Below are 12,559 nucleotides of genomic sequence, written 5' to 3'. Positions count from 1 at the left end.
GTTAAGATGGCATTAGAAAAATTAACACCTGCTGCAGGTTCAACTCATGCAACCAAAAGAATAGGTCGTGGCCAAGGCAGTGGCAATGGCAAAACTGCTGGCAAAGGTAATAAAGGTCAAAGAGCAAGAAAAGGCTACAATGAGAAAAGAGGTTTTGAGGGCGGACAGCAACCACTTCAAAGACGTCTTCCAAAAGTAGGTTTTACTTCTAAATTTGAAAAACCTTATGTTATTAATGTCGAGAAAATTGCAGCTATAAAAGAGCTTGCTGAAATTTCAATAGCAACAATAGCTAGCGTTCATAAAATTTCAAAGAGCGTTACTAAGATAAAACTAATCGGTGCAAGTGCAAAAGCTCTTGCTTCTAAGATCAAAGACGAGAACGTTAGCGTTAGCGGAACAAAATAATGGATAAAACACTGACCAACAAGATTTTAATCACGTTGGCATTTTTGTTCGCATACAGGATACTGGCTTATGTGCCAGTTCCTGGTGTTAATGTCGACGTAATTAAAGAATTTTTTAATTCAAACAATAGCAATGCCTTGGGCTTATTTAATATGTTTAGTGGTAAGGCTGCTGAGCGTTTAAGTATTATCTCTTTAGGTATCATGCCTTACATTACAGCTTCGATCATTATGGAGCTTTTAGCAGCAACATTTCCAAAATTAGGCCAGATGAAAAAAGAGCGTGACGGTATGCAAAAATATATGCAAATTATACGCTATGCAACTATCGTCATCACTCTTGTGCAATCAATCGGTGTTTCTATCGGACTTCAAAGTTTAAGTGGACGCGGTGGCGAACAAGCTATCATGATAGATATAAATTTATTTATCGCGATCTCTGCTGTATCTATGCTAACTGGAACTATGCTACTTATGTGGATAGGTGAGCAAATAACACAACGTGGTATAGGCAACGGCATAAGTCTTATCATCTTTGCTGGTATCGTCTCTGGTATACCTAGTGCGATCGGTGGAACTGTAAATTTGGTAAATACTTCTGAGATGAATTTCCTAACAGTTATCGCTATTTTGGTGATTATATTAGCTACTATTGGTGCTATTATATTTGTCGAGATGGGCGAAAGGCGTATCCCTATTTCTTACTCAAGAAAAGTGATAATGGAAAATCAAAACAAACGTATAATGAACTATATACCGATCAAAGTAAATTTGAGCGGTGTTATTCCACCGATATTTGCTAGTGCGATTTTGATGTTTCCTAGTACTATTTTACAAGCTAGTACAAATCCGATCATCCAAGCTATCAACGACTTTTTAAGTCCAAATGGCTATATGTTTAACGTTTTAACATTTTTATTTATCATCTTCTTTGCGTTTTTCTATGCATCGATCGTATTTAACACAAAAGATATAAGTGAAAATTTAAAGAAACAAGGCGGATTTATCCCAGGTGTTAGACCAGGCGAGAGTACAGCTAGTTATCTAAATGAAGTAGCTGGCAGGCTAACTTTGGGCGGTGCTTTATATCTAGGCATCATCTCAACCTTACCATGGGTACTTGTAAAAACTATGGGTGTACCATTTTATTTTGGTGGCACGTCAGTACTTATCGTGGTATCTGTCGCTCTGGATACTATGAGGCGTATAGAAGCTCAGTCTTATACAAACAAATACCAAACTCTAAGTGCAGTAGGTCTATAAAATGGCTATCACGCTAAAAAGACCGGTTGAGATAGAGAAAATGAGAGCGGCGAACAAGATCGTCGCTCGAACTCTTGATCACATTTCTACGATTATAAAGCCTGGAATTTCCCTTCTTGAGATAGATAAAATTTGTGAAGATATGATAAGGGCTGCTGGGGCAAAACCTGCTTTTAAAGGTCTTTATGGCTTTCCAAATGCAGCTTGCATAAGCGTCAATGAAGTGGTGATCCACGGAATCCCAAATGAATACAAACTAAAAGAGGGTGATATCGTTAGCGTTGATATCGGCTCAAATTTAGATGGTTATTTTGGTGATTCGGCTAGGACATTTGGAGTTGGTAAAATTTCAAAAGAAGACGAGACTTTGATCGCTTGCTCAAAAGATGCACTATATTTTGCGATTGACTATATAAGAGCTGGTATGCATTTTAAAGAAATTTGCTATGAGCTTGAGAAATTTATTCTTGGTAGAGGTTATGTGCCTTTACGTGGATATTGCGGTCACGGTATAGGAAAAAGGCCACACGAAGAGCCAGAAATTCCAAACTATCTTGAGGGGCATAACCCAAAAGCTGGACCAAAGATAAAAGAAGGAATGGTATTTTGTATAGAGCCAATGATCTGCCAAAAAGACGGCACGCCAGTTTTAGGAAGCGATAACTGGAAAGTAACCTCAAAAGATGGTTTAAGAACCAGCCATTATGAGCATTGCATGGCGATAGTTAATGGCAAAGCCGAAATTTTAAGCCAAGCGTAAAATTTATGGCAAAAATTTAAAGAAAGGAGAGTTTGTGGCAAAAGACGATGTCATTGAGATTGATGGAAATGTTGTTGAAGCACTGCCAAATGCAACTTTTAAAGTTGAGCTTGACAACAAACATATAATTTTATGTCATATCGCTGGAAAAATGAGAATGCATTATATAAAGATAATGCCTGGCGACCGTGTAAAAGTAGAACTTACGCCATATAGCCTAGACAAGGGCAGGATCACTTATAGATATAAGTAAATTTGACTTTGTGGCAAATATGCTAAGTAAATTTAAAGCTGGTTTTGGATAAAATCCAAGCTTTGCGAAAAGCTGTATGAAGAATTATTTTCAAAGTTCCCCACTTATTTTGAAAATAGTTGGTTTAAATTCTTTCTTTAGACCTGATGCAGCCCCTAAAAAAGTGGAATAAATTTTTAGGAGACTAAAATGAAAGTTCGTCCTTCTGTAAAGAAGATGTGTGACAAATGTAAAATTGTCAAACGTAGTGGCATAATTCGTGTTATCTGCGAAAATCCAAAACATAAACAAAGACAAGGATAAGGCATGGCACGTATTGCAGGTGTAGATTTACCAAACAAAAAGAGAATAGAGTATGGTTTGACTTATATATATGGTATAGGTCTTTACAAATCTCGTCAAATTCTTGACGCAGCTGGAATTTCTTATGACAAGAGAGTCTATGAGCTTAGTGAAGATGAAGCAGCAGCTATCCGTAAAGAAATTCAAGAGCATCACGTCGTTGAGGGTGACTTGAGAAAACAAGTTGCTATGGATATCAAAGCTCTTATGGATCTTGGAAGTTATAGAGGTCTTCGCCATAGAAAGGGTCTTCCTGTTCGTGGTCAAAAGACTAAAACTAATGCTAGAACCAGAAAAGGCAGACGTAAAACTGTCGGTGCAGCTACTAAGTAAGGCAAGGGTTAAAGGATAATAAATGGCGAAAAGAAAAATTGTTAAGAAAAAAGTAGTTAGAAAAAGTATAGCCAAAGGTATCGTTTATATCAGTGCAACATTTAACAATACTATGGTAACTGTAACTGATGAAATGGGAAATGCTATTGCATGGAGTAGTGCAGGTGGCTTAGGCTTTAAAGGTAGTAAAAAATCAACTCCTTATGCAGCTCAACAGGCAGTTGAAGATGCTCTAAATAAAGCAAAAGAGCATGGTATAAAAGAAGTTGGTGTTAAGGTTCAAGGTCCAGGTAGCGGACGTGAAACGGCTGTTAAAAGTGTAGGAACTGTTGAAGGAATTAAAGTATCTTTCTTTAAAGACATTACACCTTTACCACACAATGGTTGTAGACCGCCAAAACGCCGCCGCGTATAATTAGAGAAAAATAGGAGAAATTATTATGGCTAGATATACAGGACCTGTTGAAAAATTAGAAAGACGTCTTGGTGTGTCTCTTGCGTTAAAGGGCGAAAGAAGACTTGCTGGTAAAAGTGCTTTTGAAAAAAGACCTTATGCACCAGGACAACATGGACAAAGAAGAGCAAAAATAAGCGAATATGGCTTACAACTTCGCGAGAAACAAAAAGCTAAATTTATGTACGGTGTTTCAGAGAAACAATTTAGAAGATTATTTCAAGAAGCAGCACGCCGCGAGGGCAACACTGGTGCTCTTTTGGTTCAACTACTAGAGCAAAGACTAGATAATGTTGTTTACAGAATGGGCTTTGCAACAACTCGTCGTTTTGCTCGCCAGCTAGTAACTCATGGACATATTTTAGTAAATGGCAAAAGAGTAGATATACCATCTTACAGAGTTGAGCCAGGTGCAAAAGTAGAGATTGTTGAAAAATCTAAGAACAATCCACAAATTGTTCGTGCAATAGATCTTACAGCGCAAACTGGTATTGTTGCTTGGGTAGATGTTGAAAAAGAGAAAAAATTTGGAATTTTCACTAGAAATCCAGAAAGAGAAGAGGTTATCATTCCTGTTGAGGAAAGATTTATAGTAGAGCTTTATTCAAAATAATAGAGGGTATAAAGATGAGAAAGATTACTACATCAGCTTATATGCCAACTGAAATTGAAGTTAAAAGTGTTAGTGAAAATGTTGCTAACATTACAGCATATCCTTTTGAGGCGGGTTATGCTGTTACCTTGGCTCACCCATTGCGTCGTCTTCTTTACACAAGCACAGTAGGTTTTGCTCCTATTGGTGTAAAGATAAAAGGCGTTAGCCATGAATTTGATAGTATGCGTGGTATGCTAGAAGACGTAGCTTTTTTTATTATAAATTTGAAAAAGATCAGATTTAAATTAAAAAGTACCAGTGAGCGCGAAGTTATAGAGTATAGCTTTAAAGGACCAAAAGAGATAACTGGGGCTGATCTAAATAATGATCTAGTTGAGATCGTTAACCCAGACGCATACCTTGCTACAATAAACGAAGATGCTGAGTTAAATTTTTCAGTTATCATTCAAAAAGGTATCGGATATGTTCCTAGTGAAGAGATCAGAGAAGAGATTGAAGACGACTATATCGCACTTGATGCTTTTTTTACACCTGTTAAAAAAGCAGTTTATGATATACAAAATGTCTTGGTTGAGGATGACCCAGACTATGAAAAGATTGTATTTACTATAACAACTGATGGTCAAGTTAGTCCGATAGAGGCTTTTAAAAATTGTTTAGAAGCTATGTATCAACAAATGTCAGTATTTAAAGGAATTTTAGATATTGATGTTAGTACTCCAGTTGCTAGCTCAAGCGCAGGTGGTGAGTTTTCAAAGCTACTTTCTAGCGTAGAAGATCTAAATTTAAGTGCTAGAAGTTTCAACTGCCTTGACAAAGCTGATATTAGATTTATCGGCGAGCTTGCATTAATGGATGAAAATGGGCTTAAAGAGCTTAAAAATTTAGGTAAAAAATCTCTTGAAGAGATTAAAGCGGTTATGGAAGAGATAGGCTATCCAGTTGGTGCCGATGTATTAAAAGATGGCAAAGAGCAACTAAGAAAGAAAATAACCGAGCTTAAAGCACAAATGAGTGTAAAAGAATAAAAGGACAATAGATGAGACATAAACACGGATATCGCAAACTTGGTAGAACGTCATCTCATAGATCTGCATTGCTTAAAAATTTGGCGATAGCTATCATCAAAAGCGAAAAGATAGAGACGACTTTACCAAAAGCAAAAGAGCTTAGAAGCTATATTGAAAAGCTGATCACAAGAGCTAGAAAAGGTGACTCTAACGCTCATAGAGCAGTATTTGCTTCTTTACAAGATAAAGAAACAACAAATAAATTAGTTACTGAAGTAGCTCCAAAATTTAAAGAGCGCAATGGTGGCTATACAAGAATCATCAAGACTCGTGTTCGCAGAGGCGACGCAGCAGAGATGGCTTATATAGAGCTAGTAGCTGAATAATTATTAGAGAGCTTCGGCTCTCTTTTTTAATTTATTGAATATAAAATTACACCACTTTTAAAATAAAATCCTTCTTCCAAAAGCTTTCTCAAACTATAAATTTCTTTAATTATCTATCAAATTTATTAACCAAAAAATCATAAAATTTTTTATAGTTAAAAGTTGCAAATTTTCTAATCTAAAATCACATATTTTAAATTTTTACCTTTGAACTCTTTACTAAAATTTTATTTTATTAAGACGATATTTGTTTCAAATATCTTATAAATTTCAAAGGATTTGAGATGATAGGTAGTGTAAATGGAGTTGGCACAAATTTTTATGTTGGCTCGCAAAGTAGTAGAGCACAAGAGCTTGATGCTAATAATACTAAATTCAATATAGATAAAAATTCTTTAAATGATTTATCTAGCGGTTTGGTTGATGAACGAAAAAGTCATACCGATACTAGAGGTGAGCCAATAAATTTAAATGAAACAAATACGATAAAATTTCAAAAAAATAGCGAGAATCTAACATTTGCTAGCAATTTCTCGCTCTCAGGCATAGCTACTAATGGCAAGATAAGTATCTGGGGCAAGCTCATGGGGTACGACAAACAAGTCAGCCAAGATGAGATAAATGATCTCAAAAATTTTATCAATCAGACCAAAGCACTTGGCTTTGGCAGAGCTCACGAAGAGATCATAGGATATTATCCAACAGATGTCGATCTCTTTGCAAAAGAGTATACATCAAAACTTGATAACACACTTCTCGGGCTTGGTCACAAGAGCCACGTGGAAGGATTTGAGATACTTGATAAAGACCTAAGCATAGATGAGTTTAAAGATAAGTGGATTGATTATGCACTTAGGCAGTATCTTGGCGAAAGAGTCGGTGTAGAAAGCATTACGATAGGCAAAAAGGCTATCTCCATGCTAACTAGCACTAACAAGCCACCAATCGAGTATCAGACGCTACAAAATATAAATTTTACTGACGAAGAGAGCAGACATAGATTTCTTACGCTTATGAAAGCTGGCATGAAGAGCGGGGCGGATTTTAAAGAGGTGGTAGAGGGCGTGCTCTCACTTTATAATGTACAAAATACGGATAAACTTGATGGCAACAAGGTCTATGCCTCAGTGATCGGACGAAGCGAGAAACTAGCTACTTATGACATCAACAAAGATGAGAAATTCGCCTATCTTAAGGAGCTAATGCAGCTTGAGAAAAATGGAGTTGACATACTAAAGCTAATGGAAAAAGTGGAGCAAAAACAGAAGTTAGATATAAAAGTATAGGCTAAGTTTAGTTTTTTGTACCGCCTATCTTTTATGATTTTAGTCATAAGCGGCTCTTTTTACTTGGTTTAAATTTTTAAATGATAGAATCTTGATTTCTATTATTAAAATTATGGAGAACTCTTGAGAAAGCTACTTTGGCTAAATCCCGTTGTAAAAAATATGTATGACTTCTCTACGTTAAAAGAGCTCTTGCAAAATAAGGGCTTTAACATAGTAGAGTGCGAAAAAGATCATGTTAGCGATATCAAAAATTCATATAAAAATTTATACTCTAAAGGCATAGTTTTAGACAGTCGCTGTCCAAGAGCTGTAAATTTTATAAGATCAAATTTCAAAGAATTTTCAAATAATATTTCAAGCTTAAATCCCATTTTAATTGAAAGCGCCATTGAACTTAGCTCGAAACTAAAAGAAGATGAGTGGCTTTATATAACAACGCCTTGTGATGACTTGGCTGAGCTTGGAGATTCTTTAAAATTAGAGCGAACTACATTTTTAACATGGAAAAATTTTAAAGAGCTAAACGACATAAATTTACAAATAAACAAAATAGAATCAAGCCCGATTCCTCCTGGATTTTTTGAAAATTTAGGCATAAAAACACTAAGCTTATGTAGTAAAGAAAAGATACAAAACGCATTTTCGTATAAATTTAGCGAGCTTAAAAACTATCATATCATCGAGCTTTTATACTGTGAAAATGGCTGTCACAATGGAGATGGGCTGTGATAGAAATTTTTAAAAAGAGCGTTTTGATCCTAGCGATCTTTGCCCTCTGGCAGGTTGTTTGTGAGCTTAAAATTTTCACACCTTATATATTGCCAAGTCCTATTACGACACTTAAAACGATGCTTGATATGAGCTTAAGCGGCGAGCTAATAATGCATGTGATAATTAGCTTTAAGCGTATATTTATTGGCTATATTTTGGCTTTTGTTTTGGCATTTATTTTTGGCGGAGTTGCGGCGCTATTTCCAAAAGCTAGTATTTATTACGAGTGGATACTAGAGTTTTTTAGAAATGTTCCGCCACTTAGCCTTATTGCTATTTTGGTACTTTGGTTTGGTATAAACGAAACTCCAAAAATTATTATTATCATCCTAGCATCATTTTTCCCAATGTTTTTAAGTATTTCAAAAGGGCTAACTAGCTGCGATGTGAAACTTATTGAAGTTGGTAAAATTTTTTGTTTTAGTAAATTTGAAATTTTTTACAAAATCATCCTAAAAAATGCCATAAAGGATATCTTTGTAGGCATGCGAATAGGTTTTGGCTACGCTATGCGAGCGATTGTGGGAGCGGAGATGATCGCAGCTTCTAGCGGGCTAGGCTATCTCATACTAGATGCGGAGGAGCTTTCGCGTGCAGATAGGATATTTGTTGGCATTTTTACGATAGGAATTTGCGGCGTACTCATAGATAGGATATTTTTATTTTTGATATCTAAATTTAGCCTTTTGCGAAGTGAAAAATGATAGAAATTTTAAATTTATCAAAGCATTTTTTTATCCATGATAAGCGTATCGACGTTTTAAAAGAGCTAAATTTAAGCATAAAAAAAGATAAGATCACCGTCATACTTGGTAGAAGTGGTTGTGGTAAAACGACTCTTTTAAGGCTTATTGCTGGACTTGAGGGCGTAAGTCTAGGCGAGATAAAATTTAAAGAGCAAGCAAAGATCGGTTTTGTATTTCAAGAGCCTAGGCTTATGCCTTTTTTAAATGTCTATGAAAATATAGTCTTTCCACTTAAAAAGTGCGAGATAGACGAGGCAAAGATAGACAGGCTCATATCGATGATAGGGCTTAGCGACTTTAAATTTGCCGCTGTTTCGCAGCTATCTGGCGGTATGAGTTCGCGCGTTTCTCTTGCAAGAGTGCTTGCGTACGAGGCAAATTTGATCCTTATGGATGAGCCATTTGCGGCACTTGATGCTTTTACGAGAGCCAGCATGCAGGCTGAAATTTTAAAGCTCCAAGCCGGCAAAACCATCATTTTTGTCACTCATAATGTCGATGAAGCCCTATATTTAGCAGATGAGATAATTTTGCTTGAAAAAGGTGGGATGAAATCAAGCTATGATCTATCAAATCTAGCTAAGCCAAGAGATTTGCTTTGCGATGAACTAATAAATTTAAAGCGTAAAATTTTGAGCGAAATTTAGCATTTTATAAAATGATAATTAAAACCAAAACGAGGCAAAAAGTTATATAATTTGGAAAATTTTTAAAGGAGCAAATATGAGAAAATTTTTTAAGATTTTGTGTGCAGCCTCTTTGCTTTGTCTAGTCGCAAACGCAAGTGAGCTAGATAAGATCGGTATGACCTATGTCAAATCGCCGCTAAACGTCCCCTCAATCGTCGATAAATTTAAAGGCTTTTATGCTAAATCTTTTGGCATACCAGTCGAGTACTCTGAGATAACATCAGGTGCAAAGCAGACTCAAGCTCTAGCTTCGAATTCGCTCCAGTTTCTAAACTGCGTGGGCGGAACTTCAGTCATACTTGCCGCGGCAAATAAAGCTGACATAAAGATCATAAGTGCCTATTCAAGAGCACCTGAAGCTTTTGCGATATTTGCTAAAGATAAAGGCATAAAAACCGCTAAAGACTTAAAAGGTAAAAAAATAGCAGGCCCAAAAGGCACGATATTAAATGAGCTTTTGGTTAGGTATCTTGCTCTTGGCGGACTTGGTATAAATGACGTAGAGTTCGTTTCTATGGGCATCCCAGCTGCACAAGCTGCACTTGAAAATGGCAGTGTCGATGCAGCACTTCTTGCTGGACCAACTGCTTATAATGCTAAAAAATCAGGACTTAGTGTCGTAACAACAGGCAAGGGCGTCATCACTCCAGTCATCGTTACTGCCACAAGTGGAGAATTTTACAAAAAGCATAAAGATCTAGTTGAAAAATTTAAAAAAGCCCAAGATGAAATTTTGGCTTTTATGAAAGCAAATGAGGAAGAGGCATTAAAATTTACAGCTGAAGAGACCGGTCTTAGCATAGAGGCGGTAAAGAGTATGTATCCGCAGTATGACTTTAGTCCAAAGATCACGCCTGAAGATATAAAAGCACTTGAAGCTACGCAAGAATTTATGCTTGAGAGCAAGATGATCGAGCAAAAAGTAGATATAAAATCACTTCTAATAGATTAAATAAAAAGGGCGAAATTTGCCCTTTTATCCTAAAACTTATAATCAAAAATTTACTAAATTTTAGCTCACGCATTTAATAATCAAAACTGACTAGGTGTGTCAAAAAAGGTTTAAATTATAAAGCAAAATTAGCGCTAAGCAAAAATATAGCCATTATTTTTTGCATTTTTATTTTGCTATAATAGCCCAAAAATTTAATAGGAAAAGATATGATCCCATTTAGCGATGAAGAACTTTTAAAACCAGTCAGTGTGAGTTTGCAAAAGGTATTACCGATGCTTGAAAATGATGGCGGTGGCATGGAGCTACTTGGCATAAAAAACGGCAAAATTTATGTAAGACTTACAGGGCATTGTCATGGATGTGCAGCTAGTACAACTACACTAAAATATGGACTTGAAAGACAACTTCGTATGGATATTCACCCAGAGCTTGAGGTCGTAAATATCCCGATTGGCGAGGAATTTGACATTGATAGATTATAAAAAAATAGGCATTAAACACTTCAAACGCTCAAAATTTAAAGAAGCGATCTTTTACTTCTCTCTAGCTTACGAAAAGACACAGGATAAAAATTTACTATTTTTGATACAAATTTGCTCTCTTGGCGAGAAAAATGCAGAGGAAGCAAAACTTTTATTTGACTATTTTATGGATAAACTAAGAGCTGGCGAAGATGATGAAGGAATGGATGAAATTTTAAAAATTTTAGAATCAAGATTGGCTAGCGATGAGTATTTCGAAGAGCAAGACGCGATCAGCTACGAGGACTTTAAAAAGGCTGTTTATAAGGACGGGAGCTTCAAAAAAGTCTTTGAAAACATCATGTTCTCAACCAAGGTCATGATCTCAAACAAAGATGATTTTTTAGAATTTTTGGGAAATTTGATAAAAAATGACTTTATCGAAATGAGCATAAACTATCTTGAGAGTGCGGCGGTAATGTTTGGCGGTGATGAGCGCATAGATCAGCTTTTTAAAGAGATACAAAAAAGACAAAACGATGAAAATATCAGTAGAAAATAGCTTCATAACAGATGACTCAAACGAGTGCGAGCAGGGTGCATACTTTGTGCAAACTGCTGCAAACGCAAAATTTGCAGAGGCAGCGATAAAAAATGGCGCTAAGATAATCAGCCTTGAAGAGTGCAAGAAGCTTTTAAAAATAGACGAAAACTTAAAGATAGTTGGCATCACAGGTACAAATGGCAAGACCACAACGGCTGCGGCTATCTACGAGACCTTGCGAAATTTAGGCAAAAAGTGCGGGCTAAGTGGCACCAGAGGGGCATTTGTAGAGGGCAAGCAGATAGATGACAAGGCGCTTACGACGAGTGCCATTTTAAGGACTCTTTCATACCTCAAAGCAGCCAGCGAGCAAGGCTGCGAGTACTTCGTGATGGAGGTTAGCTCGCATGCGATCGCTCAAAAGCGTATAGAGAGCTTGAAATTTGCTCTAAAAATTTTTACAAATTTGACTCAAGACCACCTCGACTACCACAAGAGCATGGAGGAGTACGCTAGGGTAAAGTCTAGCTTTTTTGATGATGATGGCATGAAGCTTATAAATGCTGATGATAATGGCATTAAATTTAATCCAAAAAACGCTTATACGTATTCGCTCAAAAAGCCAGCCAGCTTTGCGCCGGTAGTTTATGGGCTAAAGGACGGCATAGACGCGGTTATCAAGACGCCAAATGGCGATGTGGAGATAGACTCAAGCTTGCAAGGCGAGTTTAATCTTTACAACCTAATTGCAGCCCTTGGCGCTGTTTGCTTGCTAGAGCGTCCAGACGCGACCGCGCTTTCAAAGGCGATAAGCAAATTTAAAGGGGTTAGTGGCAGAATGGAAGTGGTTAGCACCGATCCGCTAGTCATCGTGGATTTTGCTCATACGCCAGATGGTATCGAAAAGGTGCTAAACTCGCTTAGACATCTAAATTTGATCGCAGTCTTTGGTGCAGGCGGCGATAGAGATAGGACAAAGCGCCCAAAAATGGGAGCGATAGCCCAAAAATACGCAAGAATTTGCATCGTCACAAGTGACAATCCAAGAAGCGAAGAGCCAGAGAGCATAATCGATGAAATTTGCGCTGGTATGAGTCAAAATGAAAATTTGATACGAAACGCCAACCGCAAAGAGGCGATCGCACTGGCTATCAGCAAGCTAGAACCCGGCTGGGCGCTTGTTATACTTGGCAAAGGCGATGAGCCATATCAGGAGATAAAGGGCGTCAAGCACCCATTTAGCGACAAAGAAGTAGTAAAAGAGCTTTTAAAGAGGTAAA

At 36.9% G+C, this 12,559-nt stretch carries 18 protein-coding genes; all 18 read left to right on the top strand.

Annotation, left to right across the window (positions count from 1 at the left end):
* Positions 1-6 precede the first annotated feature (6 nt).
* The 18 genes from rplO to G5B98_RS08605 all read left to right on the top strand — a co-directional run bounded on the left by rplO (position 7) and on the right by G5B98_RS08605 (position 12,558).
* The gene (rplO, locus tag G5B98_RS08690) at positions 7-408 is read left to right on the top strand and encodes a 50S ribosomal protein L15 (protein ID WP_021089212.1); all 402 of its coding nucleotides are present in this window, start codon (positions 7-9) and stop codon (positions 406-408) included.
* Positions 408-1,670, top strand: a complete 1,263-nt coding sequence (gene secY / locus G5B98_RS08685) for a preprotein translocase subunit SecY (RefSeq protein ID WP_035167388.1) — start codon at positions 408-410, stop codon at positions 1,668-1,670. Before rplO ends, secY begins: the two co-directional genes overlap by 1 nt.
* A gap of 1 nt (position 1,671) precedes the next feature.
* The gene (gene map, locus G5B98_RS08680; RefSeq protein ID WP_196086708.1) at positions 1,672-2,430 is read left to right on the top strand and encodes a type I methionyl aminopeptidase; all 759 of its coding nucleotides are present in this window, start codon (positions 1,672-1,674) and stop codon (positions 2,428-2,430) included.
* Positions 2,431-2,464: 34 nt separating this feature from the next.
* Positions 2,465-2,683 (top strand): translation initiation factor IF-1, encoded by a 219-nt coding sequence (infA, locus tag G5B98_RS08675; protein WP_002848031.1) that lies wholly within the window; start codon positions 2,465-2,467, stop codon positions 2,681-2,683.
* A 189-nt stretch (positions 2,684-2,872) separates the two neighbouring features.
* A complete protein-coding gene (rpmJ, locus tag G5B98_RS08670) occupies positions 2,873-2,986 on the top strand; it encodes a 50S ribosomal protein L36 (protein ID WP_002941545.1) in 114 nt (37 codons plus the stop codon).
* Between the two features lie 3 nt (positions 2,987-2,989).
* Complete coding sequence (rpsM, locus tag G5B98_RS08665; RefSeq protein ID WP_012140556.1) at positions 2,990-3,358, top strand: 30S ribosomal protein S13; 369 nt, start codon at positions 2,990-2,992, stop codon at positions 3,356-3,358.
* A gap of 22 nt (positions 3,359-3,380) precedes the next feature.
* Complete coding sequence (gene rpsK / locus G5B98_RS08660; RefSeq protein WP_103582356.1) at positions 3,381-3,773, top strand: 30S ribosomal protein S11; 393 nt, start codon at positions 3,381-3,383, stop codon at positions 3,771-3,773.
* Positions 3,774-3,798: 25 nt separating this feature from the next.
* On the top strand, positions 3,799-4,425 hold the full coding sequence (gene rpsD / locus G5B98_RS08655; RefSeq protein ID WP_054197275.1) for a 30S ribosomal protein S4: 627 nt from the start codon (positions 3,799-3,801) through the stop codon (positions 4,423-4,425).
* A 14-nt stretch (positions 4,426-4,439) separates the two neighbouring features.
* A complete protein-coding gene (locus G5B98_RS08650) occupies positions 4,440-5,456 on the top strand; it encodes a DNA-directed RNA polymerase subunit alpha (RefSeq protein ID WP_196086707.1) in 1,017 nt (338 codons plus the stop codon).
* 11 nt (positions 5,457-5,467) lie between these two features.
* Positions 5,468-5,824 (top strand): 50S ribosomal protein L17, encoded by a 357-nt coding sequence (rplQ, locus tag G5B98_RS08645; RefSeq protein ID WP_103628647.1) that lies wholly within the window; start codon positions 5,468-5,470, stop codon positions 5,822-5,824.
* 284 nt (positions 5,825-6,108) lie between these two features.
* Positions 6,109-7,110: a hypothetical protein gene (locus G5B98_RS08640; protein WP_196086706.1), complete on the top strand. Its 1,002-nt coding sequence runs from the start codon at positions 6,109-6,111 to the stop codon at positions 7,108-7,110.
* 123 nt (positions 7,111-7,233) lie between these two features.
* Positions 7,234-7,842 (top strand): hypothetical protein, encoded by a 609-nt coding sequence (locus tag G5B98_RS08635; protein ID WP_196086705.1) that lies wholly within the window; start codon positions 7,234-7,236, stop codon positions 7,840-7,842.
* Positions 7,839-8,588, top strand: coding sequence for an ABC transporter permease (locus tag G5B98_RS08630; protein ID WP_196086704.1), 750 nt, complete (start codon positions 7,839-7,841; stop codon positions 8,586-8,588). The genes G5B98_RS08635 and G5B98_RS08630 overlap by 4 nt, the downstream gene beginning before the upstream one ends.
* A complete protein-coding gene (locus tag G5B98_RS08625) occupies positions 8,585-9,277 on the top strand; it encodes an ABC transporter ATP-binding protein (RefSeq protein ID WP_196086703.1) in 693 nt (230 codons plus the stop codon). The genes G5B98_RS08630 and G5B98_RS08625 overlap by 4 nt, the downstream gene beginning before the upstream one ends.
* A gap of 76 nt (positions 9,278-9,353) precedes the next feature.
* Complete coding sequence (locus G5B98_RS08620) at positions 9,354-10,271, top strand: NrtA/SsuA/CpmA family ABC transporter substrate-binding protein (protein WP_196086702.1); 918 nt, start codon at positions 9,354-9,356, stop codon at positions 10,269-10,271.
* A gap of 209 nt (positions 10,272-10,480) precedes the next feature.
* Complete coding sequence (locus G5B98_RS08615) at positions 10,481-10,756, top strand: NifU family protein (RefSeq protein WP_196086701.1); 276 nt, start codon at positions 10,481-10,483, stop codon at positions 10,754-10,756.
* Positions 10,743-11,297 (top strand): hypothetical protein, encoded by a 555-nt coding sequence (locus G5B98_RS08610; RefSeq protein ID WP_021091130.1) that lies wholly within the window; start codon positions 10,743-10,745, stop codon positions 11,295-11,297. Before G5B98_RS08615 ends, G5B98_RS08610 begins: the two co-directional genes overlap by 14 nt.
* Positions 11,275-12,558, top strand: coding sequence for a UDP-N-acetylmuramoyl-L-alanyl-D-glutamate--2,6-diaminopimelate ligase (locus G5B98_RS08605; protein ID WP_196086700.1), 1,284 nt, complete (start codon positions 11,275-11,277; stop codon positions 12,556-12,558). Before G5B98_RS08610 ends, G5B98_RS08605 begins: the two co-directional genes overlap by 23 nt.
* The last annotated feature ends 1 nt before the right edge of the window (position 12,559 follow it).

Source organism: Campylobacter concisus, assembly GCF_015679985.1.
Taxonomy (GTDB): Bacteria; Campylobacterota; Campylobacteria; order Campylobacterales; family Campylobacteraceae; genus Campylobacter_A; species Campylobacter_A concisus_AC.
This window is presented reverse-complemented; position numbering and strand designations above follow the sequence as displayed.